This is a genomic window from Actinomycetospora corticicola (assembly GCF_013409505.1).
GTDB lineage: Bacteria > Actinomycetota > Actinomycetes > Mycobacteriales > Pseudonocardiaceae > Actinomycetospora > Actinomycetospora corticicola.
Genome location: NZ_JACCBN010000001.1, coordinates 1,817,560 through 1,839,685 on the forward strand (window position 1 = coordinate 1,817,560; position 22,126 = coordinate 1,839,685).

21 protein-coding genes are annotated in these 22,126 nt (G+C 74.7%); 8 read left to right on the forward strand and 13 right to left on the reverse strand.

What is annotated here, in order from left to right:
- Positions 1-55: 55 nt before the first annotated feature.
- The 9 genes from BJ983_RS08685 to BJ983_RS08725 all read right to left on the reverse strand — a co-directional run bounded on the left by BJ983_RS08685 (position 56) and on the right by BJ983_RS08725 (position 8,740).
- Entirely contained in the window at positions 56-1,171 is a 1,116-nt protein-coding gene (locus BJ983_RS08685) for an acyl-CoA dehydrogenase family protein (protein WP_179793445.1), read from the reverse strand.
- The gene (locus BJ983_RS08690) at positions 1,168-2,475 is read right to left on the reverse strand and encodes an acyl-CoA dehydrogenase family protein (RefSeq protein WP_179793446.1); all 1,308 of its coding nucleotides are present in this window, start codon (positions 2,473-2,475) and stop codon (positions 1,168-1,170) included. The genes BJ983_RS08685 and BJ983_RS08690 overlap by 4 nt, the downstream gene beginning before the upstream one ends.
- Complete coding sequence (locus BJ983_RS08695; protein ID WP_343053912.1) at positions 2,472-3,629, reverse strand: thiolase family protein; 1,158 nt, start codon at positions 3,627-3,629, stop codon at positions 2,472-2,474. Before BJ983_RS08695 ends, BJ983_RS08690 begins: the two co-directional genes overlap by 4 nt.
- Complete coding sequence (locus BJ983_RS08700) at positions 3,626-4,054, reverse strand: OB-fold domain-containing protein (RefSeq protein ID WP_179793447.1); 429 nt, start codon at positions 4,052-4,054, stop codon at positions 3,626-3,628. The genes BJ983_RS08695 and BJ983_RS08700 overlap by 4 nt, the downstream gene beginning before the upstream one ends.
- Positions 4,051-4,860, reverse strand: a complete 810-nt coding sequence (locus BJ983_RS08705) for an SDR family NAD(P)-dependent oxidoreductase (protein ID WP_179793448.1) — start codon at positions 4,858-4,860, stop codon at positions 4,051-4,053. Before BJ983_RS08705 ends, BJ983_RS08700 begins: the two co-directional genes overlap by 4 nt.
- Positions 4,857-6,086, reverse strand: coding sequence for an acyl-CoA dehydrogenase family protein (locus BJ983_RS08710; protein ID WP_179793449.1), 1,230 nt, complete (start codon positions 6,084-6,086; stop codon positions 4,857-4,859). The genes BJ983_RS08705 and BJ983_RS08710 overlap by 4 nt, the downstream gene beginning before the upstream one ends.
- The gene (locus BJ983_RS08715) at positions 6,083-6,850 is read right to left on the reverse strand and encodes an SDR family oxidoreductase (protein ID WP_179793450.1); all 768 of its coding nucleotides are present in this window, start codon (positions 6,848-6,850) and stop codon (positions 6,083-6,085) included. Before BJ983_RS08715 ends, BJ983_RS08710 begins: the two co-directional genes overlap by 4 nt.
- Entirely contained in the window at positions 6,847-7,866 is a 1,020-nt protein-coding gene (locus BJ983_RS08720) for a phosphotransferase family protein (protein ID WP_179793451.1), read from the reverse strand. The genes BJ983_RS08715 and BJ983_RS08720 overlap by 4 nt, the downstream gene beginning before the upstream one ends.
- A gap of 85 nt (positions 7,867-7,951) precedes the next feature.
- Entirely contained in the window at positions 7,952-8,740 is a 789-nt protein-coding gene (locus BJ983_RS08725) for an enoyl-CoA hydratase/isomerase family protein (RefSeq protein ID WP_179793452.1), read from the reverse strand.
- Between the two features lie 172 nt (positions 8,741-8,912).
- Here BJ983_RS08725 and BJ983_RS08730 point away from each other — a divergent pair, with 172 nt between their 5' ends.
- Together BJ983_RS08730 and BJ983_RS08735 are read left to right on the forward strand one after the other, a co-directional pair.
- Entirely contained in the window at positions 8,913-10,256 is a 1,344-nt protein-coding gene (locus BJ983_RS08730) for an MFS transporter (protein WP_179793453.1), read from the forward strand.
- Positions 10,257-10,260: 4 nt separating this feature from the next.
- A complete protein-coding gene (locus BJ983_RS08735; RefSeq protein ID WP_179793454.1) occupies positions 10,261-11,007 on the forward strand; it encodes an SDR family oxidoreductase in 747 nt (248 codons plus the stop codon).
- Positions 11,008-11,079: 72 nt separating this feature from the next.
- On the opposite strand, the gene BJ983_RS08740 is transcribed toward BJ983_RS08735, so the two are convergent.
- Together BJ983_RS08740 and BJ983_RS08745 are read right to left on the reverse strand one after the other, a co-directional pair.
- Positions 11,080-12,099, reverse strand: coding sequence for an alcohol dehydrogenase catalytic domain-containing protein (locus BJ983_RS08740; RefSeq protein ID WP_179797537.1), 1,020 nt, complete (start codon positions 12,097-12,099; stop codon positions 11,080-11,082).
- 55 nt (positions 12,100-12,154) lie between these two features.
- Complete coding sequence (locus BJ983_RS08745; protein ID WP_179793455.1) at positions 12,155-12,910, reverse strand: SDR family NAD(P)-dependent oxidoreductase; 756 nt, start codon at positions 12,908-12,910, stop codon at positions 12,155-12,157.
- 93 nt (positions 12,911-13,003) lie between these two features.
- On the opposite strand from BJ983_RS08745, the gene BJ983_RS08750 reads away from it, so the two are divergent.
- The 5 genes from BJ983_RS08750 (at position 13,004) to BJ983_RS08770 (ending at position 17,658) form a co-directional block, all read left to right on the forward strand.
- Entirely contained in the window at positions 13,004-14,590 is a 1,587-nt protein-coding gene (locus BJ983_RS08750; protein ID WP_179793456.1) for an NHL repeat-containing protein, read from the forward strand.
- Positions 14,591-14,618: 28 nt separating this feature from the next.
- Positions 14,619-15,176 carry a chorismate mutase gene (locus tag BJ983_RS08755; RefSeq protein ID WP_179793457.1) on the forward strand — a complete coding sequence of 186 codons (558 nt, stop codon included), beginning with the start codon at positions 14,619-14,621 and terminating at the stop codon, positions 15,174-15,176.
- Positions 15,177-15,247: 71 nt separating this feature from the next.
- A complete protein-coding gene (locus BJ983_RS08760; RefSeq protein ID WP_179793458.1) occupies positions 15,248-15,766 on the forward strand; it encodes an RDD family protein in 519 nt (172 codons plus the stop codon).
- Between the two features lie 18 nt (positions 15,767-15,784).
- On the forward strand, positions 15,785-16,993 hold the full coding sequence (locus tag BJ983_RS08765; RefSeq protein WP_179793459.1) for a sensor histidine kinase: 1,209 nt from the start codon (positions 15,785-15,787) through the stop codon (positions 16,991-16,993).
- Positions 16,990-17,658, forward strand: coding sequence for a response regulator transcription factor (locus BJ983_RS08770; protein WP_343053915.1), 669 nt, complete (start codon positions 16,990-16,992; stop codon positions 17,656-17,658). Before BJ983_RS08765 ends, BJ983_RS08770 begins: the two co-directional genes overlap by 4 nt.
- 10 nt (positions 17,659-17,668) lie before the next feature.
- On the opposite strand, the gene BJ983_RS08775 is transcribed toward BJ983_RS08770, so the two are convergent.
- Both BJ983_RS08775 and BJ983_RS08780 read right to left on the reverse strand, forming a co-directional pair.
- Positions 17,669-20,164: a phosphoenolpyruvate synthase gene (locus BJ983_RS08775; RefSeq protein ID WP_179793460.1), complete on the reverse strand. Its 2,496-nt coding sequence runs from the start codon at positions 20,162-20,164 to the stop codon at positions 17,669-17,671.
- Between the two features lie 115 nt (positions 20,165-20,279).
- A complete protein-coding gene (locus BJ983_RS08780; protein ID WP_179793461.1) occupies positions 20,280-20,777 on the reverse strand; it encodes a hypothetical protein in 498 nt (165 codons plus the stop codon).
- Between the two features lie 130 nt (positions 20,778-20,907).
- On the opposite strand from BJ983_RS08780, the gene BJ983_RS32180 reads away from it, so the two are divergent.
- Complete coding sequence (locus BJ983_RS32180) at positions 20,908-22,122, forward strand: histidine kinase (RefSeq protein ID WP_179793462.1); 1,215 nt, start codon at positions 20,908-20,910, stop codon at positions 22,120-22,122.
- Positions 22,123-22,126 lie beyond the last annotated feature (4 nt).

Consider the following 22,126-nt stretch of genomic DNA (forward strand, 5'->3'; position numbering starts at 1 on the left):
GGCGGCCCTTTCGGCAGACGGGTCGCGTCCAGCCTAGTCAGCGCCTGAACCGGGTTCATGCGCGTGCGACGTCGACGGCCTCGAGGAGGGCCTCGCCGTGTGCGGCGCCCAGCAGCACACCGTCGGCGGTCGCCCGCCGGACGTGCAGGTGGGCCACGTGCTCCCAGGTGAAGCCGATCCCCCCGTGGACCTGCACGGTCTCGGCCGCGACCCAGGCGTAGGCCTCGCTGCAGACCAGCGCGGCCGTGGCCACCGCCGCCGGGGTCTCCGACGAGACCTCGGCCAGGGCGGCGGCCGCCCACCAGGACGCGGAGCGGGCGGCCTCGACCCGGACCGCCATGTCGGCGCAGCGGTGCTTGATCGCCTGGAACGTCGCGATCGGGCGGCCGAACTGGACCCGGTCCGCGGCGTAGGCGACGGACAGCTCCATCGCGGCCGCCGCCCCGCCGGTCTGCTCGCAGGCGAGCGCGGCCCGACCGCGGCGCAGGACCCGCGCGACGGCCTCGCGGGCGTCACCCGGGTGCCCGAGACGGCGCGCCGGGACGCGGTCGAGCAGGACGTCGGCGAGCTGCCGACTCAGGTCCAGGGCCCGCAGCGGCGAGCGGACCAGCCCTTCGGCCGTGCCGTCCACCACGAACACCGCCGGCTCGCCCTCGACCGCCGCGACCACGAACAGGAGGTCCGCCGTCGCCCCGTCGACGACCTGCAGTTTCGTCCCGGAGAGGCGCCACCCGGCGTCGTCGTCGCCCTCCGCCCGGGTACCGAGGTGGTCGGGGTCCCACTCGCCGTGGTCCTCGCGGAACGCGAAGGTCCCGGTCCGCTCGCCGCTCGCGAGGGACGCCAGCAGCTCGCGGCGCAGCTCGTCGGTGCCCGAGAGTTCCAGCAGGGCCCCGACCGCGAGCACGGCGGTGGAGAACCAGGGCAGCCGGACCGGTCGGCGGCCGAGTTCCTCCGCGACCACGGCGACCTCGCGGAAGCTCGCGCCGGCACCCCCGAGGTCCTCCGGGACGTCGAGGGCGGCGACCCCGAGCTCGCCGGCGAAGCGCCGCCAGAGGTCGGGGTCCCACGTCGGCTCGGCATCGCGGGACGGCTCGCCCCGGCGCTCCAGGAGGTCGCGGACGACGGCGCGCAGGTCCTCGGCGTCGGCGTCGGGCGTGATGCGCAGGCTCACGGGGTCTCCCCGTCGTCGGCCGCCGCCGCCAGGACCTCGGCGTAGCGCTCCCGGGACTCGGCGCGGCGGGTGGGCAGGATGTAGGGCGGGAAGAGGCCGTCGTCGGGCTGGGTGCTGCGCAGCAGGGCCTGGGCGAGGTTGACCTTGTGGACCTCGGTGGCGCCGTCGGCGAGCCCCATGTGGTACGACTCCAGGACCCACTTCCCGAACGGCAGCTCCTTCGAGATGCCCAGCGATCCGTGGATCTGGATGGCCCGTCCGGCGGCGTCGGCGAGCACCTTCGGCATCGCCGCCTTGACCGCCGCGATGTCGGCGCGGACCTTGCGGTAGTCCTGGTAGCGGTCGATGCGCCACGCGGTCTGCAGCACGAGCAGACGGAACTGGGTGAGCTCGATCCAGGTGTCGGCGATCATCGCCTGGACCAGCTGCTGGTCGGCGAGCCGGCGTCCCTTGCTGGTCCGCGACACCGCCCGGCGCTTCATCATCTCGAAGGCGGCGGTGACAAGTCCGACCGTGCGCATCGCGTGGTGGATGCGGCCCCCGCCGAGGCGGGTCTGGGCGACGGCGAAGCCCTCCCCGCGCTCGCCGAGGATGTTCTCGGCCGGGATCCGGACGTCGGTGTAGCGCAGGTACTGGTGGGTGCCGACCGGCTCCTCGTGGCCCCAGACCGAGGTGTCGCGCACCCGCTCGATCCCGGGGGTGTCCGCCGGGACGACGAACATGGACATCGAGCGGTGCGGCTCGGCGTCGGGCTCGGTCACCGCCATGACGATGAGGAACTCCGCGAACAGGGCGTGGCTGGAGAACCACTTCTCGCCGTTGATGACCCACTCGTCGCCGTCGAGGACGGCGGTGGTGCGGAAGCCGGTCGGGTCGGACCCGCCGTGCGGCTCGGTCATCGAGAAGCTGGAGACGATGTCGCCCGCGATGAGCGGCTCGAGATAGGCCTTCTTGAGGTGGTCGGTGCCGTAGTGGGCGAGGATCTCGGCGTTGCCGGAGTCCGGCGCCTGGCACCCGAACACGACCGGGCCGGAGTGCGTGCGGCCGAGCTTCTCGTTGAGCAGGGCGAGGCGCAGCTGGCCGTAGCCCTCGCCGCCGAGTTCCGGGCCGAGGTGGCAGGCCCAGAGCCGACGTTCCTTGACCTTCTCCTGCAGCGGCTTGATCAGCGCGTTGCGCACCGGGTCGCGCGGGTTCCAGGCGTGCTCGACGACGAGGTCGACGGGCTCGATCTCGTCGCGGACGAACTCCTCGACCCACTCGAGCTCCGCGGCCACCTCGGGCTCGGACTCGAATCCCCAACTCATGACGGCTCCTCGCGGGTCAGCACGGTGCAGGCGGAGATGCCCGGCGCGCCGTAGACGTGGGTGAACCCGACCTGCGGGTTCCCCGGGACCTGGTGCTCGCCGGCGTCGCCGCGCAGCTGGAGCACGTTCTCGTGGACCTGGCGCAGGCCCGAGGCGCCGATCGGCTCGCCGTTGGCCAGGCAGCCGCCGTCGGTGTTGATCGGCAGGCGGCCCTCGATCGCGGTGGCGCCGGAGAGGATCAGTTCCTCCTGCTCGCCGTGGGCGCACAGGCCGGTCTCGGCCATGTGCATCAGCTCGGCGCCGGACTCGGTGTCCTGGATCTGGGCGACGTCCACCGCCGACGGTGCGATCCCCGCCGCCGCGAACGCCGCGGCGGAGGCCTCGACGGTCGGCGGGTCGGCCCGGTCGAGGGCGAGCCACGGCGAGAAGACCTCGAACGACCCGTAGCGGCGGCTGCGGAAGGTCGCGGCGGCCAGGTACACGGGCCGGTCGGTGTAGTGGTGGGCATCCTCGGCACGGCAGAGCACCAGCGCCACGGCGCCCTCGGCCGGCGAGCAGTACATGTACTGCGTCAGGGGGTGGGAGATCATCGGCGCCGCGGCGATCTCCGCGGCGGCCATCTCCTTCCGACGCCACGCCATCGGGTTGCGGGCGCCGTTGCGGAAGGCCTTGGCGGACACCTCGGCGAGCACGTCGGGCTTGATGCCGTGGTCGTGCAGGTAGCGCTGGATCTTCATCCCGAAGAACTGTGTCGTCACCATCATCCCGGTCTCGCCGTACCAGGACCCGATCCCGTGGTCGGCGGGGTCGGTGTCGAAGGCGCCGCGCGGGTGCTTGTCGAAGCCGATGACGATGCCGAGGTCGTGCGTCCCGGAGCGGATCGCGGCGTCCGCGGCGATGAGGGCGGACCCGCCGGTCGCGCAGCCGTTCGCGACGTTGATGAACGGCAGCCCGGTCAGCCCGAGCTCGGAGACGAGGGTGTCGGCGTCCCCGGCGGAGTGCGAGCCCCCGAAGCCGAACTGCATGTCGGAGAACCGCAGGCCGGCGTCGTCGAGGGCCCGTCGCGCGGCGTGGACGGCCTGGGCGCGGCCGGAGACGCCCTCGGTGCGGCCGAACCGGTGCATCCCGATCCCGACGATCGCGACCCCGCTCACGGTGTACTCCTCACGAACGCGAAGGTGTGGACCGGGCCGTCGGCGTCGTCCCGGAAGGGCACCAGGGCCAGCTCGACCGGCATGCCGATCTCCAGGCGGTCCGGGTCGGCCTCGGTCAGGCGGGACTCCACGAGCAGCTGCCCGGGGAGCTCCACGTAGCCGACGGCGTAAGGCTCGTGGGCCTCGGTGCCGGTGTAGGGCGGCTTGGGGCGGAAGCCCTGCGTGGTGAAGGACCAGAGCGTGCCGGTCCGCGAGAGCGGGACGTCCTCCATGTCCGCGCCGGTGCAGCGGGGGCAGCCGCCCTGGCGGGGGAAGGTGTGGGCACCGCAGTCGGAGCACCGGCTGCCGAGCAGCGCGGGGCCCTCGGCGGTGTCGGTGAGCAGCGAGGGGTCGACGAACCTCGTCGTCGGGTCCGGCGCGGTCACGGCGCGGCCAGCCGTCCGCCGTCGACGGCCAGCAGCGCGCCGGTGGTGTAGCTCGCGCCGGGCCCGCACAGGTACAGGGCCGCCCCGACGATCTCGGCGGGCTCCCCCACGCGCTCCGACGGCCAGTCCTGCGCCATCCGTGCCACGACGGCCGGGTCCCACGACCGGCTGATGTCGGTGGCGAAGGGGCCGGCGAGGATCGTGTTGACCCGGACCGTCGGCCCGTACTCCTGGGCGAACCCCGCGGTCAGCGTGTTGAGCGCCGACTTCGCCGCGGTGTAGGGCAGGTCGCCCGCGGTCGGGCGGCCCGACCCCATCGAGGAGATGTTGAGGACGACGCCGCCGCCCCGCTGGGCCATCCGGGCCCCGGCGAGCGCGGTGAGCCGGAACGGGCCCTTCACGTTCACGGCGAAGACCTTGTCGAACAGCTCCTCGGAGACCTTCTCCAGCGAGGGGTAGGTCGGCGCGATGCCGGCGTTGTTCACCAGGACGTCGACCGGGCCGAGCTCCTGCTCGACCTCGTCGAGCAGCGTGTCCACCTGGTCCCACTGGCCCATGTGCGCGGCGTGCGCGGTGACGCGGCGCCCGGTCGCGGCGGCGAGCTCGGTGGCGAGCGCGACGCAGGCGTCCTTCTTGCGCGACGCCACCGCGACGTCGGCACCCGCGGCGGCGAGCGCGATCGCGATCTCCCGGCCCAGGCCCCGGGAGCCGCCGGTGACCAGGGCGGTGCGCCCGGCCATCGGCTGCGGGTCGGGGCGGGCCGCCGCGACGGCGTCGGTCACGGAGGTCCTCACGGTGTCCGTCATCGGGGGATGTCCTTCCAGGCCACCCCGCGGTCGGCGCGGGGTTCCGGCGGCAGCCCCAGCAGGCGCTCCGCGATGATCGTGCGCTGGACCTCGTCCGACCCGCCGGCGATCCGGTAGCCCGGGGCGCCCAGCACGTGCTCGGTCCAGCGGTAGCTGCCGTCCCCGGCGTCGGCGATCAGCCGCGACCCGAGGACGGCCGCGGCGGCCTGCGACACCAGCGACAGGCGCTCGGTCCAGGCCAGCTTGCGCAGCGACCCGATCGCGCCGTTCTCCTCGCCGGCCAGGCGGGCCTCCCGGTCGCGCTGCGCGGACACCGCGGCGACCTTCTCCGCCGCGTACACGGCCGCGAGCAGCCGGCGGACCTCGGGGTCGCCGGTCCGTCCGAGGCGACGGGCGTCGGAGAGGAGCTGGTCGAACCCGCCCCCGAGGTCGGCGTTCGCGCCGGAGTGGCCGCGCTCGAAGCCGAGCGTCGCGAGCGTGACGCCCCAGCCGCCGCCGACCTCGCCCAGGCGCCACGCGTCGGGGATGCGGACCTCGTCGAGGAACACCTCGCAGAACGACGTGCCGCCCGACATCTGGCGCAGCGGCCGCACGTCGACTCCGGGGGTGTCCATCTTCAGCAGGAAGGCGGTCAGGCCCTTGTGCTTCGGGACGTCGGGGTCGGTGCGGCAGATGAGCTCGCCCCAGTCCGCGAACTGGGCCCCCGAGCTCCACACCTTCTGCCCGGTGACCACCCAGCCGTCGCCGTCGCGGACGGCCTTCGTGGCGAGCCCGGCGAGGTCGGAGCCCGCTGCGGGCTCGGAGAACAGCTGGCAGGCGGTGACGTCGCCGCGCAGGAGCGGGCGGACCAGCTCCTCGGTCTGCGCCGGGGTGCCGAACAGCTGCACGGTGGGGGCGACCAGGGCCGTGGAGACCGAGGTCAGCTCGTGCTGACCCGGCGTCGAGAACTCGCGCTCGACCTCGGCGAACGCCTCCTCGTGCAGGCCGGAGAGGCCGGCGCCGTGGTGCTCGGTGGGCCAGGAGAGCGCGCCGTACCCGGCGTCGAAGCGCGTGCGCAGCCAGCCGCGGATGCGGTCGATGAGCGCGCGCTCCTCGTCGAAGGGCAGGTCGTGGAACACCGCGACCGAGTGCCGGTCGTCGTCGCCGCGGGGCGGGACGGTGTCCGCGAGCCACTCCCGGGCCCGCTCGGTGAACTGGTCGAGCTCGGTCTCGCTGACGGTGGTCATCGTGCCGTCCACCCTCCGTCGACGGTGAGGATCTGTCCGGTGAGGTAAGTGCTGGCCGGCGAGCACAGGAAGAGCAGCGCGGTGTCGAGCTCCGCGGGTTCCCCGGCGCGGCCGAGCATCGTGTTGCGGCCGATCCAGCGCACGGAGCGCTCGTCGGCGAACAGCTCGTCGTTCATCTCGGTGCGGAACCAGCCGGGGGCCAGGGCGTTGACCCGGACCCCCCGGCGGCCCCAGTGGCCGGCGAGCTCGCGGGTCAGCCCGAGCAGCCCGGCCTTGGACGCGGCGTAGCTCGCCCCGCCCATCGGCGCGGCCGACACCAGCCCGAGGATCGAGCTGACGTTGACCACCGCCAGTCCGTCCGTCCCGGCGGCCTCGGCGGCCATCCGGGCGAGGTGGAACGGGCCCACGAGGTTGGTGCCGAGGACCTCGGCGAAGCGCTCGGAGGTCTCGTCGGCGGGCGCCGCGCCGCTGTCCACGCCCGCGTTGTTGACCAGCAGGTCGATCGTGCCCGAGCCGGCCCGGACGGTCTCGATCAGGACCCGCCGCCCGTCGTCGGTCGACAGATCGGCCGCGACGGGGCGGAACAGCGGCTGGTCGGCGGCGAGTTCGCGCAGGCGCTCCTCGCGCCGGGCGGCGGTCCACACCGTGGCCCCGGCGGCGGCGAGCACCGCGGCGAACCGGGCCCCGAGCCCCGAGGAGGCCCCGGTGACGACGGCGGTGCGGCCGGTGAGGTCGAACAGCTCGGCGGGGGCGGCGACGCTCACGGCGCGCCCCCCGCGAGCAGGTCCCGACCGGAGTCGATGAGGGCGGCGATCGTCGGTGGCAGCTGCTCCTGCACCGGGTCGTGGTGGCGGCCCTCGCGGTGGCGCCGCAGGTTGTGCCCCATGATCGCGGCCATCTTCATGCGGGCGAGCGCGCGGAACCACGGCGTCTGCGGCTGCGTCCCGCCGGCCGCGCGGTAGAGCTCGCCCAGCTCGTCCTCGGACGGCAGCCCCGGGACCACCCGGCCGACGCCGGGGAAGAGCGTGCCGTCGGTGAAGACCCCGAACCAGCCGAGGTCGACGCGGGGATCCCCGATCCCCCAGATCTCCCAGTCGACGAGGGCGGTCGGCTCCAGGCCGTCACAGAGCAGGTTCCCGAGCCGGAAGTCCCCGTGCACCAGCACGGGCGCCACGGCCTCCGGGACGTCCGCGTGCAGGGCCGCGAGCAGGTCCCCGGAGCCGGGCCGGAGCTCGACCGGGACCGCGTGCATCGTCTCCTCCCAGCGGAGGAGCTCGTCGTGCGGCGTCGCGGGGTCGGGCAGCTCCCCACCCGCCGTCCGGACCCCCTGGGCGAGGGCGTCCAGCGGCACGGCGTGCAGGGCGCCGAGGACGCCGGCGGCCCGGGTCATGCGCTCGCGGGCCACGCGCGGGGAGAGGTCGGTGTCGACGTCGAGCACGGGCTCGACCGCCTCCCCCGCGGCCAGCTCCATCGCGAACCAGGCCGGGGCCTCCTCGTCCCGGGCCGTCACGGCGGGGATCGGCAGCCCGCGCCCGGCGAGCGCCGAGAGCACGCGCGACTGGCGGAGGACGTCGTGGCGGCCCCTCGCCGGCCGCCCGGGGGGCACGGCCTTCACCACGTGCCCCGACCCGCCGTCGCGCAGGACGTAGGTGAGCCCCGACCGACCGCCCTCGAGCACGGTCAACGGCCCGGCGTCCGGGGCGCCCAGCGCCGTGCGGACGCGGCCCGCGAGAGCGGGGTCCGCATCGTCGGTGCGCACCGGCACCGTCTCCTGGGTCATCGGGGTTCCTTCCCACCGGATCGTCGTCGGCCCGGGCGGCCCCGCCGGCAGCCCGAGCGGGCCGCCGGCGTCGATCAGGACCGGCTCAGCGGCCGGTCCACTTCGGGTCGCGCTTCTCCAGGAAGGCGGACACGCCCTCGGCGGCGTCGTCGGAGTTCAACGTGACGCCGACCGCCAGGTGCTCGAGCACCATCAGCGAGGCGATGTCGGCGTCGAGGCCACGGTCGACCGCCATCTTGGTGAGCTTCATCTGGAACGGGCTCTTGTCCGTCAGGTGGCTGACGAACTCCTCGACGGTGGCGTCGAGCTGGTCGGCCGGCGCGCTCGTGTTGACGAGGTCGAAGTCGGCGGCCTCCTTGCCCGTGAGGAGCTTGCCGGTGAGCATGAGCTCCTTCGTCTTGCGGATGCCGATCATGCGGGGCAGCCGGTAGATCGGGCCCGCGCCGCCGAACAGGGCGCGACGGATGTGGAAGTCGCCGATCAGCGCGGCGTCGTCCGCGATCGCGAAGTCGCACGAGATCATGACCTCGAAGCCACCCGCGGTCACGTAGCCCTCGAGGACCGCGACCGACGGCTTCGACATGTTGTAGAAGCGGTCGCACACCTTCGCCGAGACGACGGCGACGTCCATCGCCGTGCTCGAGCCGATGAAGTCCGACTGCAGGCTGTCCAGGTCGAAGCCCGAGGAGAAGGTGTTGCCGCGGCCGCGGACCACCACGGCGCGGATCTCGTCGTCACCCTCGATCTCGGTGATGATCTCGTCGAGCCGGTGCAGCATCGGCACCGTGATGCAGTTGCGCTTGTGCGGCCGGTTGAACCAGACCCGGGCGATGTGCCCGTCGCGCTCGAACTGGATGTCGTCCTCGACTGCCATTCGGAGCCTCCCAAGTTGAACTGAGTTCAGGTCGAAGCTTGAGCTGAACCGAGTTCGATGTCAACCCCTCGCGTCGCCGAAACTCGGGGTTGAACTGATGTCAGTTCAGTGTCTACCGTCACGTCTCGTCGAGGACGACGGGTCCCCGGCGCCGAGCGCGAAGGAGCGCCGCATGACGACGAGCACCCGGACCGACCGGGAGGTGGTCGCCCGCCGGGCCAGCACGGCAGCGGCCGTGGGCACCGCCATCGAGTACTACGACTTCGCGATCTACGGCTCCCTCGCGGTGGTCCTCGCGAAGCTGTTCTTCCCCGCCACCCAGGGTTTCGTGGCGCTCCTGTCGACCCTCGGGGTGATCGCCGGCGCGTACGTGATCCGGCCGCTCGGGGGCCTGATCTTCGGCCGCATCGGCGACCGGCGGGGACGCCGCACGGTGCTGCTCGCGACCGTCGCCCTCATGGGGATCGCGACCACGCTGACCGGCCTGCTGCCCACGTACGCCTCCATCGGCGTCGCGGCGCCGATCCTGCTGACCGTCCTGCGTCTGCTGCAGGGACTCTCGGCCGGCGGCGAGGTCGGCGGTGCCGTGTCGCTGTCCACCGAGTCCGCGCCGTCCAAGCGACGCGGCCTGTTCGGCTCCTCGACGTCCATCGGGGTCGCGATCGGCCTCGCCGGCGCGGCCGCCGTCGTCGGGACCGTGAGCGCGCTGACGACCGCCGAGCAGATGGCGAGCTGGGGCTGGCGCATCCCCTTCCTCATCGCCGCACCGCTGCTCGTCGCCGCCGTGATCTACCGCCTCAAGGTCGAGGACTCGCCGCTGTTCCTCAGGATGGTCGAGGAGTCGGCCCCGCCCAAGGCACCGCTCACCGAGGTCGTCCGCGACCACAAGGGCAGCCTGCTGCGCATCATCGGCCTGGCCTACTCGACCCTGACGACGGGCGCCCTCGCCTCGGTCTACCTGGTCGTCCACCTCTCGGGGGTGCTCAAGTACTCGCTCTCGAGCAGCCTGTGGCTGACGGTGCTCATCATCCTGGTGCCGATGGGGCTCATCCCCTGGGCCGGCGCCCTGAGCGACCGCTTCGGCCGCAAGCGGGTGGCCGCCACCGGCATGATCGGCTTCGTCGTGCTGTCGGTGCCCTGCTTCTGGCTCATGCAGCAGAACTCGCTCCTGCTCGCGATCATCGCCGCGCTCGTGCTCAACGTGCCGTTCGCCGTCCAGCAGGGCGTCGTCTACACGATGTACGCCGAGCAGTTCCCGACGCGCGTGCGGTACTCGGGGGTCTCGCTGGGCTTCAACCTCGGCGGCATCATCGGGACCGGCACGGCCTCGCTGGTGGCGACCTCCCTCGTCGCCGCCACCGGCGTGACGATCGCCCCGGCCTTCTACGCCGTGTTCGCCGCCGTGGTCGGACTCCTCGTCCTGCTCGCGGTCCGGGAGAGCGCCGGCGAGCGGCTCGCGAACGGCACCCCGGACGGGAGCGACGCCACCCCGGTGCCCGCCGCCGCGGACCGCTGACGCCGTGCGGGGACTCGAGGGGCGCCGGATCGTCCTGACCGGCGCCTCCGGCGGCCTCGGCCGCGCGATCGCGCAGCGGCTCGTCGAGGAGGGCGCCTCGGTGGCGCTCACCGACGTCGACGAGGGGGCGTTGACCGACCTCGCCGAGACCCTGGCCGGCGACACGCTCGTCGCCGTCCTCGACGTCGCCGACCCCGACGCCTGGTCCCGCACGGTCGACGCCGTGCGGGACCGGTGGGGCGCGGTGCACGGGCTCGTCAACAACGCGGGGATCGGCAGCCTCGGCACCGTCGAGACCGAGACCCGCGAGCGCTGGGACCAGGTCGTCGCGGTCGACCAGCTCGGCACCTGGCTCGGCATGCAGCACGTCGGCCCGGTGATCGAGGGCAGTGGCGGCGGCGCGATCGTGAACGTCGCCTCGATCCTCGGGGCGACCGGCGGGCTCGCCAACAGCTTCTCCTACGCCGCGGCCAAGGGCGCGGTCCGGGCCATGACGATGAACGCCGCGCTGCACTGGGCGCAGCGCGGGGTCCGGGTCAACGCGGTGGTGCCCGCGTTCATCGGCACCGCTCCCCTGCTCGAGCGCTACGAGGGCACCGACCGGCACGCCGCGATGCTGGCGAACACGCCGATGGGACGCCTCGGGCGTGCGGAGGAGGTCGCCGCCGCCGTCGCGTTCCTCGCGAGCGCGGACTCCGCCTACACCACGGGCTCGGAGCTCTACGTCGACGGCGGCTGGGCGGCCCGGTAGAGCGGGTCCGGCGCTGCCTGCCGACCCGCCCTGCCGCGACCGTGTCCGACGGACACGGTCGCGGCGTCCCGCTCACCCCGTGGCCGGCACCAGGACCGCGCGGCCGAGCAGCCGGCCTCCCCGGAGGTCGTCGAAGGCGCGGTCCGCGTCCGTGAGCGGGTAGATCGTGGTCCGGGGCGTGAGCGCCCCGCCCCGGGCCACCCCGACGACGGCCTCGAGCTCGGGCCGCGACCCCCAGAACGGCACGCGCACCACGGCCCCGGAGGGCAGCACCCCGGGCTTGGACACCGTGAGCGCCCCGCCGCCGCTCCCGACGACGACCAGCTCACCCGCCGTCCGGAGCAGGGAGACCGCGAGGTCCAGGCTGCTCTGCGCCCCCGCGAAGTCGAAGACGACGTCGGCGCCGTGGCCCCCGGCGCCCGCCACCGCCGCGGCGGCGTCGCCGGGCAGCACCGCGACGTCCGCGCCGCACTCCCGGGCCAGGCCGAGCGCCTCCTCCCGGGTGTCGACCGCGACGACCGTCGCCGGCCCGAGCGCCCGGAGCAGGCCGATCGCCAGGTGCCCGAGACCCCCCACGCCGATCACCACGGCGAGCGCGTCCGGCTCGGCGAGCGCCTCGCGGGCGCCCTGGACCGCGTGGAACGAGGTGAGCCCGGCGTCGGTCAGCGTCGCGGCCACCACGGGGTCCAGCCCGTCCGCGGGCACCACCCGGGCCCGGTCGAGGACCATCGCCTCCGCCATCCCGCCGTCGAGACCGAGCCCGAGACCCGCGGCGGGCAGGCTCGCCCGGAGGTCGCAGTAGTTCGTGCGGCCCGCGGCGCAGCGTGGGCAGTGCCCGCAGCCGAAGGGGGCGTGCACGACGACCTGCTGCCCGACCGCCAGGTCCTCGACCCCCTCCCCCAACGCCGCGACCCGGCCGCACGTCTCGTGCCCGAGGGTGAACGGCAGCTCCCAACGCGCCGCTGCACCACCGTGCAGGACGGCGAGGTCGGAGTGGCAGACCCCGGCCGCGAGGACGTCGAGGCGGACCTGCCCCGGGCCGGTCTCGGGGACATCGACGTCCCGCAGTTCCGCCGATCCCGGCGCGGTCATCCGATACGCGAGCACGGTGTGCCTCTCCTTCGAGGAACGGATGTCGTAGTGACGGTCAGACCGCGGTGTAGCCGCCGTCGACCGCGATGGACGCGCCGGTGGTGAAGGCGGCCCGGTCGGAGAGCAGGAATGCGACCATGGCGGCGATCTCCCCCGGGGAGCCCGGGCGTCGCAGCAGGGGCGTCACCCGGCCCGCGATCGCCGTGCGCGGGACGGACGACAGGCCCGCCGGGTCGGCCGCGCTGTTCGCCGCGAGGTCGGTGGCGACGAGACCGGGACACACGCAGTTCACCCGGAGTCCGCGGTCGGCGTACTCGGCGGCGAGGCTCCGGCTGAGGGCGACCACCCCGCCCTTCGTGGCGTCGTAGGCGGCCGACCGGCCCGCGGCGACGAGACCCCCGACCGAGGCGACGGTGACCACCGCTGCAGCCTCCTCGCGCAGGAGATGGGGCAGGCAGGCGCGGACGGCGAGGAAGGTGCCCGTGAGGTTCACGTCGAGCAGGCGACGCCAGGTCCCCAGGCTCATCTCGTCCGTCGGCGACCCGTCGGTCACGCCGGCGCAGGTGACGAGCCGGTCCACCCCACCCATCCAGGCGGCCGCCTGCTCGACAGCCGCTTCGACCGCGTGCTCGTCCGCGACGTCGCAGGTCAGGGGCAGCACCACGCCGTCCGGGAGGACCGGCGAGGGCGCCGGAGCGCGCAGGTCCAGCGTCGCGACCCGCGCGCCGTCGTCGGCGAGCTGCTCGACCACCGCACGTCCGATCCCGCTGCCCCCTCCGGTGACGACGACCCGCCGCCCCGTCTCCGGCATGCCGCACTCCCGTCGTGACGACCTTCGACTGAAACGAGTTCACTTCACCACATCCCGGCGGGGCGGGCCACCTACTCGACACAGGAGTCGTGCATGACCGTCGACGACACTCGCCCGGACCTCGCACCACGCTGGCGGGTGCTGGGCCGGACGCCGGCTCGGCCCATCGGCGGCGCGAACGGGCTGCGCATCGGCCCGGACGGAGCGCTGTACAACGCCTCCGCCTTCGGCAACCAGGTCTCGCGGATCGACCCCGACACCGGCGAGGTCACCGTGGTCTCCGCACGCGGGAGCGCCATCGTCTCGCCGGACGACCTCGCCTTCGACAGCGAGGGCGTCCTCTACGTGGCCGAGTGCATGGACGCCCGCGTCACCGCCCTCCGCGACGGGGTCTACACCGTCGTCGCCGACGACGTCCTCGGCGCCAACGGCATCACCGTCTTCGAGGACCGCATCTTCGTGGGCCAGTTCATCCCCGGCGGATCGATCCTCGAGGTGTACCGCGACGACCGGCCCGCCCGCCTCGTGGCCGCGGACCTCGACGGACCGAACGGCCTGACGATCGGGCCGGACCGGCTCCTCTACACCGCGCTGCCCTTCGCCGGGCAGGTCGCCCGGGTGTCGGTCGACGGCGGCGAGGTCGAGATCGTCCTGGAGGGCCTCGCCGCACCGTGCTCCTGCCGTACCGGACCCGACGGCCGCATCTACGTCGGCCTCGGCGGTTCGGGCGAGGTCGTGGCCTTCGACCCGGCGACGTCCGTCACCGAGACGGTGGGACACGGCCGGCCCGGGATGGACAACCTCGATCTCACCGCGGACGGTCGCCTCTTCGCCTCGTACTACATCGACGGGGCGGTGTACGAGCTCCTTCCCGACGGCAGGTCGCGGGAGATCGTGGCCCCGGGCCTGATGGCGCCCTACGGGCTCGCGGCCACCACGGCCGGCCTCTGTGTCGCGGACGGTCTTGGCGCCGCGCGCATCACCGCGGACCTGACCCTGGAACGGACGGACAAGATCACGGACCCGGGCTTCCCCGGCTACGTCCGCGGGGTCTGCGCGTCCCCGGACCGCACGGCGATGTTCGTGACCAACAACCTCGGCATGGTCACCCGCCACGCCGCCGGATCGTGGACGTCGTCCGAGACGTGGGCCGAGGGGCTCGGTGAGTGCACGGGCGTCGCGGCCCGGGGGGACGGCGTGGTGGTGGCCGACTCCGGGGGTGGGCGGGTGCTCGAGCTGCCGCGGCCCGGCGAGACCGTGGAGCTCGCGACGGGGCTCGGCCGTCCGAGCGACGTCGCGGTGACCGCCGACGGCCGCGTCTACGTCTCCGACGAGGCCCGGGGCACCGTCGAGCTGATCACGGCCGGCTCGACCCCCACGGTGTTCGCCGACGACCTGAGCATCCCGCAGGGCATCGCCGTGGACGGTGAGGGGCTGCTGGTCTGCGAGGTCGGTCACCGCCGGGTGGTGTGGCTGCCGTTCGACGGCGGCGGACGCCACGTCGTGGCGGACGAGCTGCCGGTCGGCGAGGACGGCACGCTGCGTCCGACCGTGAACGGCCTGCCGATGATGATCCCCGGACCGATCGCCCCGTTCGCCGGTGTCGAGGTCGACGAGGACGGCACCGTGTACGTCGCGGCCGACCAGGAGGGCAGCGTGATCGCCCTCCGTCGGGCCTGACCCGCCCGGGTCCCTACGCTGATCGACCATGACCCGACGGCTGGTCCTCCTGGCGCTGCTCGCATGCTGCGCCGGGTGCGGCACCATCGCGTCCCCGAACGCCGCAGCCGGGCCCTGGGACCCCGTCGTCGGGGTGGTCGCCGACCGGCTCGCGACGGCGGACACCGTCGCGGCCTCGAAGTACGTCTCGAAGGCGGGCGTCGAGGACCCGGCCCGGGAACGGGTCGTCCTCGACGCCGCGGCCGCGGCCGGATCGACCCGTCGTCTGGACCCCGCGGAGGTGGCCGCGGTGGTCGGCGACCAGATCGCCGCGAGCAAGGTCGTGCAGTACGGCCTGCTCGAGGACTGGACCGACCGCCCCGCGACGGCGCCGACCACGCCGCCCGACCTCGCCGCCGTCCGCACGACCCTCGACGCCGTCACCCCGCGCCTCGTCGACACCCTGGCCTCCGCGCAGCCCGCGCGCACGGACCCGGTCTGCCGGGGCGAGGTGACCTCGGCGGCGGTGCGCGTCGCGGCGGCGCGGTCGCTCGACTCGCTGCACCGGCGGGGGCTGGAACGGGCTGTGCGGTCGTTCTGCCCCTGACGTCTCCCCCCACGGGTGGAGACCGGAGATCGTCCCGTGGGCCGAGGATCTCCGGCCCGCGGACGATCATCGTGGACGACACACGGCACCGGTCCACGGTGCCCACGCCCGAGGAGCTCCTCGTGTCGATCACCGCGGTCCCCCCGCTCGCGCCCGCCCCGCCCGCCCCGCTCGCCTCGATCTCCCGGCGCGTCCTGGGGTTCGTGCTCGACGTCGGCCTCGTGGCCGTCCTCGGGCTCGGCGTGTGGTGGCTCGAGCACGGCGGGCACCTGGTCCGTCTGTTCCCGGTGCCCTACCCGGGGGTCCAGAACGTCGCGATCCCGCTGTTCTACGTGCTGGTCCTCGCGGTCGTGCCGGCGGTCGCGGGCCGGACGCCCGGGATGGCCGTGCTCGGGATGCGGGTCCGCGACGCCGGGCACCGCGGGCGGGTCGGGTTCCTCCGTCAGCTCGTGCGGGCGGTGCTCCTGCCCGTCGACCTCATCGCCCTCGGGCTCGTCGGCGTCGTCGTCATGTGGCGGACCCCGCAGCGCCAGCGGACGGGCGACGTGATCGCGCAGACCGTCGTCGAGCGCACCCCGCAGGCCGGGTGAGGCACGATGTCGCAGGTCATGACCACCGTCGGAGAACGACCCTCCTGGCTCGACCGGGCCGTCGCCGCCGTCCGCCGCCGCCCGGTCGCGGTCGACGCCGTGCTCGCCGCCGCGGTCGCCGCCGTCTCCCTGGGCTGGGCGACGGACGGCCACGTGGCGCGGGTGGACCGCGTCGCCGGGCTCGTCTGCGCCGTGCTGTTCGCGCTGCCCGTGGTCCTCCGACGCCGGTACCCACTTCCGATCGCCGTCGGGGTCGCCGTCGCCGCCGCGATCACCATGGTCGTCCTGCCCGGCGTCAGCGCGACGATCCTCCTGCCCGTCCTCGTGATCGGCTACTCGGTCGTGGTGTACGGCCCGCGCTGGGCCGGGCCGGTCGCCGCCGCGGTGCTGGTGCTCGGCGCCGTGCTGCCGTTCACCCTGCGGCTCGGGGCGCCGGGCGTCGGGTCGGCGGCCGGCGTCCTCGCGATCATCGGCGCCCTCTTCGGGGTCATCGTCTGGCTGCTCGGTGCCCTGCGCCGGGCGCAGCTGCGCTCGGTCGGGCAGCTCCGCGAGCGCGCCCGCCTGCTCGAGGAGGGCCGTCGTCGGGAGGTCCGGCTGGAGCTGTTGGCCGAGCGCTCCCGTATCTCCCGCGAGGTGCACGACATCGTCGGACACTCGCTCTCCGGGATCATCGCCCAGGCCGACGGCGGGCGGTTCGCCGCGGCGCAGGACCCGCAGCGGGCCGTCGAGGTCCTGGCCGGCATCGCCGACGCCGGACGTGGGGCCCTCGGCGACATCCGCGGGCTGCTGAGCACCCTGCGCGAGGGTCCCGACGACGAGTCCGACGCGACGCCGCCGACCGTCGACGACGTCCCGGCCCTGGTCGCCCAGGTCCGCGCGGGCGGACTGCCCGTCTCCCTCGACGTCACCGGCTCCCCGCGGGCCCTGCCCGCCGGCGCCGGGCTGACCGTCTACCGCGTCGTGCAGGAGGGCCTCACCAACGTGGTCAAGCACGCCGGCGTCGCGACGCCGACCCGCGTCACGCTCGCCTGGGGGCCCGAACTCGAGGTCGCGGTGCGCGACGACGGACCGCGCGGCGCGCGCCCCGCCGCCACCCGCGACGGCTACGGCCTCCTCGGCATGCGCGAGCGCGCGGCGCTGCAGGGCGGCTCGCTGGACTCCGGGCCCCGTCCCGACGGCGGGTTCGCGGTGCGGCTGCGGCTGCCCCTGCCGGCGGCGGCCCGGTGAGCGCGCTCCGCGTCCTGCTGGTGGACGACCAGCAGCTGGTGCGGGCCGGGTTCGCGATGGTCCTGGAGTCGGCGCCCGACCTCACGGTGGTCGCGCAGGCCGGCGACGGGCAGGAGGCGCTCGACCTGCTCGCGACCACCGAGGTGGACGTCGTCCTCATGGACGTGCGCATGCCGGTGCTCGACGGGATCGAGGCGACGCGGCGTGCCGTCGCCGCTCACCCCGGCGTCCGGATCGTGGTGCTCACGACGTTCGACCTCGACGAGTCGGTCACCGCCGCCATCGCCGCGGGGGCCAGCGGCTTCCTGCTCAAGGACGCGGCCCCCGAGGACCTCATCGAGGCGGTCCGCACCGTGGCCCGCGGCGACTCCGTGATCGACCCGGTCTCCACCCGCCGGCTCCTGGCCCACGCCGCGCCCCTGCTGGCGGGTCCGGCGCCGGTCGCCGACCCGGTGGACACCCCTGAGCTCGAGCACCTCACGCCCCGCGAGCGGGAGGTGCTCGTGCTCATGGGCGAGGGCCTCACCAACGCCGAGATCGCCGAGCGCCACGTCGTCAGCGAGGCCACGGTGAAGACCCACGTCGGGCACGTCCTCGCCAAGACCGGCTCGCGGGACCGCGTGCAGGCGGTGGCCCTGGCGTTCCGTGCGGGCCTGGTCCGCTGACCCGTCCGCCTCACGCCCCCAGGAGCTCGACCGACCCGTTCGTCCCGTCGACCCGGATGCGCTGCCCGTCGACGATCCGTCGCGTGGCGCCCTCGACCCCGACGACGGCCGGCAGGCCGTACTCCCGGGCGACGACGGCGCCGTGGGTCATGGTGCCGCCGACCTCGGTGACCAGGCCGGCGACCGCGACGAAGGCCGGGGACCAGCTGGGGTCGGTGAAGGCGGTGACCAGGACGTCGCCGGGCGCGAACACGGCGTCCGCGAGGTCGAGCACCACGCGGGCGCGGCCCTCGACGACCCCCCGCGACACCGGCAGGCCGGCGAGCGCACCGGGCGGCAGGTCGTCCCGGCGGAACGCCCCGGAGAGCGCCTCGCCGTCGGAGGTGAGCACCCGCGGCGGGCTCAGCGTCCGCGCGACGGCGAGCTCCTGCCGCCGCTGCTCGAGGAGGTCCCGGTCCACCCGGCCCGTGCGGGCCACGTCCTCGAGCTCGTCGAAGCGCAGCAGCGCGACGTCGTCGGCCCGATCGAGCACGCCCGCCGCGACGAGGCGCGCCGCCTCGTCCCACAGCGCCCGGCGGTAGAGGGCGTAGCGCCGGATCATCGCGAACTTCGGGTACTCGCGATAGCCGATGAAGGTGCGCAGCCGGTCGATCATCGCAGCGGCCGCGGCGGCCTCCTCCTCGCCGTCGGGACGCTCCCGCAGCCGCGCGAGCACCTCCTCCCGCTTCTGCTGCGCCATCCGGCGTCCCTCCTGGACGCGGCGCGCGCCGGCGCCGGGCTCCGCGTGCTCGACGTGTCCGAGGAGGACCGGGACGAGGGTCGCGGGACGGTCGGCCCACCGGGGCCGGCTGATGTCGATCTCGCCGACGCAGCGCGCGCCGTAGGCGTCGAGGAACGCCTGCAGCGCGTCGTGGGCCGCGCGACCGCCCTCGACGTCGAGCAGCCCGTCCAGCCCGTCGTCGTCCCCGAGCCCCCGGAGGAAGGTCACGACCGCCGGGGAGTCCCGGACGACGTCGGCGACGTCCAGGAGGGCCGTCCCCATCTGCGAGGTGACGTCGTCGGGCACGGCGAGGGTCAGGGTGTCGGACACGTGCGTCTCCCCCAGCCACACCGCCAGGTGCTCGTCGAGCCAGAAGGCCGCGTCCATCGCCGTCGTGAAGACCCGGTGGCTCCGCGGGTCGAACAGGAGACGCCGGAGCTCGCCGAGATCGGAGCGGACGAACGCGAACAGGTCCGCGCCGTGGCGGGCCCGGATCTCGCGGGCCGCGGTCGCGACGGAGGCCTGCGCCGCGGCGACCAGCTCGGCGACCACGGCGGGGTCGGCGTCGAGCATCTCCTGCCCCGCAGGCGGGGCTCCCCGCCCGTCGTCGGCGGCGGGGTCGATCTCCCCGCGCGCGAGCACGGACTCCAGCGCGTCCCGGACCAGCGGGTCCCCCCGGCCCATGACGTCGAGCAGCACCTCGCGGCCGGTGGGCGAGGCCAGGGCGGCCGTCACGTCGACGAACAGGCGGCTGCTGGCCTCCGCCATCGGTCGGGGCGTCGTCAGCTGCCAGACCGAGAGCCCGAGCGGGGTCATGGCGCCGGTCATCATCTGCTGGTGTCCGACCGACACGTAGACGTGCAGCCGGTCGTCCCCGACCGGTGGGACCGGGAACAGCGTGGTGATCGGTCGGCTCTGGACCACCGCGAACCCGCCGTCGGCCCGGCACCACTCGATGTCCTGCGGGCCCCCGAGGGCCGCCTCGATCCGGCGGCCCAGCTCCACGAGGGCCACGACCTGCTCCTCGGTGAGGACCCCGGTCCCGGGGGCCTCGAGCACGGCCCCGTCGCGGACGGTCCACCGGTCCGGCTCGGCGACGCCGGAGACCAGGGCCTCCCCGAGCCCGGCGACGGCCTCCACGGCGGCTGTTCGCCGGTGCGAGGTCACGGGGTCGGCCGTGAACAGCACGCCCGAGGCCTCCGCCGGCACCATCTCCTGCACGACCACGGCCATCGCCACCGCGCGGTGGTCGATGCCCTGCCGGAGCCGGTAGGTGGTCGCGCGGTCGGTGAACAGCGAGGCCCAGCACCGCCGCACGTACTCGGGCACCTCCGCGACGGGGACGTCGAGGAAGGAGTCCTGCTGCCCGGCGAAGGAGGCGGTCGGGAGGTCCTCGGCGGTCGCGCTGGAGCGGACCGCGACCCGGCCGTCCCCCGACGCGAGAGCGGCGATCGCCGCGGCGACGTCGTCGGGCACGGGCAGCCGCACGATCCCCTCCCGGATCGCGGTGCTCGCCGTCGCGATGGCGGCACGGTCGTCGGGCGCCAGGTCACCGAGGCGCGCGATGCGGTCCCCGAGCGCAGGAGACCCCGCCAGCACCCGCCGGAACGCCGCCGTCGTCACGGCGGAACCGGGCGGGATGCGGACCCCGGGGATCCGCGTCAGAGCCCCGAGGTTCGCAGCCTTCCCACCCACCTCGCCGATGCGGCTGCGGTCGATCTCGTGCAGGTCCAGGACGTAGGTCATCGGCCCCCCTCGGCGACGTCCCCGCGACGTCGAGCCGAGATCGTGGGGCACGACCCGGGTCTTGCCGCAAGCCCCGTCAGCCGCTATAGCTTGGAGGTGGCGGAGAGGACTCCGGTCACCTCACGCGCTCGAGCGTCATCGCCGGCGCCCCCGGCAGGGACCGCGCCCGCTGCATCGTCACGAGGCCCTGCGCGCCGAGGCTCACCGCGATGAACAGCAGGATGCTCGACGAGTTCAGCGTCGCCGCCGACGGCGCGACCACGCCCGCGAGCACGTCCAGCCCCACGTGCACGCCGATCCCGACGAGCCACAACGCCGCGGTGCCCCAGTGCCCCTGGGTGAACACCTTCCCGTCGGCCACCCAGAGGTTCACCGTCGCCGCCCGCAGCAGGCCGAGCGCCGCCCCGACCGCCAGGCCGGTCACCAGCAGCACCCAGCCCAGGGTCGACACCTGCGCCAGACCGGTCGCCTGCGCGATCTCCACGACGCCGACGATCCCGAGGATCCCGGCGACCCGCACCCGCTTCGGCGTGAACTCCCGGACCCGCACCTGGTTCCAGATCACCCACCCCAGCACCGCGACCCCGATGACCACCGACAGCATCCCGTTCACAGGTCCCGCCCCTCTCGTCCGTTGGTGATGACGAGCGTCGTGCGCCGCGGTCCCCGGCACGTCGACCCCCGGGTGGAGACGGGGTGGAGAACCGTCGTCACCGGGGAGGAGCGGGTCCACACTCGACGTCGTGACCGCCACGACCACTGAGCGCCGCGAGCCCCCACCCCGCGCGGCCTTCACGACGGCGGGCGTGCCGCACGTCGATCCGGGCTCCTCCCGCGCCGCCTTCCTGCAGCGGCTCCGCCCCGTGCTGTGGCTCTCCCTCGTCGCCGGGACCGTCTGGCCGCTCACCGGGGCCTCGCTCCTGGCCGGCGGGTTCGTGCTGGTCGGGGCGGTGTGCGCGATCGCCGCGGCCCGCGATCCACGCATCACCACCGCGGCCGCCGAGGGCGACCGGTGGCGGACCGGGCTCCTCTCCCTCTGTGCGGTCGCGGGCCTCGTCGCGACCGTCCTGGTCCCGGTCGGCGCCGCATACGCGACGCTGTTCGTCGCGGCCGGGCTCCTCGGGCGGATCGTCCTCGACCCCCGGCTCGTCTGGGGCTTCGTGACCTTCTTCGGCGTGGTGCTGTCGATCGTCTTCGCGCTCGCCGTCGAATCCCCCTGGGGCCTGTTCCTCGGGCTCGTCCTCCCGGTGCTCGCGTCCCAGTCCCTCAACCGCGCCCGCCTGCAGCGCGAGCACGTCCGCGTCGTCGCCCTGCTCGCCGAGCGGGACGCCCTGCGCGAGGCGGAGCTCGCCGGCGCGGCCGCGCAGGAGCGCGCCCGGATCGCCCGCGACCTGCACGACGTGCTCGCCCACAGCCTCTCCGGGCTCTCCCTGCACCTTCAGGCGATCCGGGCGGTCCTGGCCAAGCGGCTCGGGCCCGACGACGCCGTGCTCACTTCCGTCGACACCGCCGCCGACCTCGCCCGCTCCGGGCTCGCCGAGGCCAAGCAGGCGGTGGCCGCCCTGCGGGAGAACCCGGCCGCGACGACGGCCGACCTCCACCGCCTCGTCGACTCCCACGGCGCCGTCCTCACGGTCACCGGCGACCTCGACGCCGTCGGCGAGCATCTCCGCGACGCCGTCCACGCCACGACCCGCGAGGCGTTGACCAACGCCGCCCGCCACGCGCCCGGAGCCGCGGTGACCGTGACGGTGGACGTCGCCGACGAGCTCGTCCTCGACGTGACCAACGGAGCCGGGGACCCGTCGTCGGGACGGAGCGCCGACGGAGGCGGGAACGGCCTGGTCGGGCTGCGCGAGCGCGCGGCGCTCGTCGGCGGGACGCTGCAGGCCGGTCCCGACGACGGGGGGTGGCGCGTGACGCTGCGGGCGCCGGTCCCCGGCCGGGTGGCAGTCTGACGCC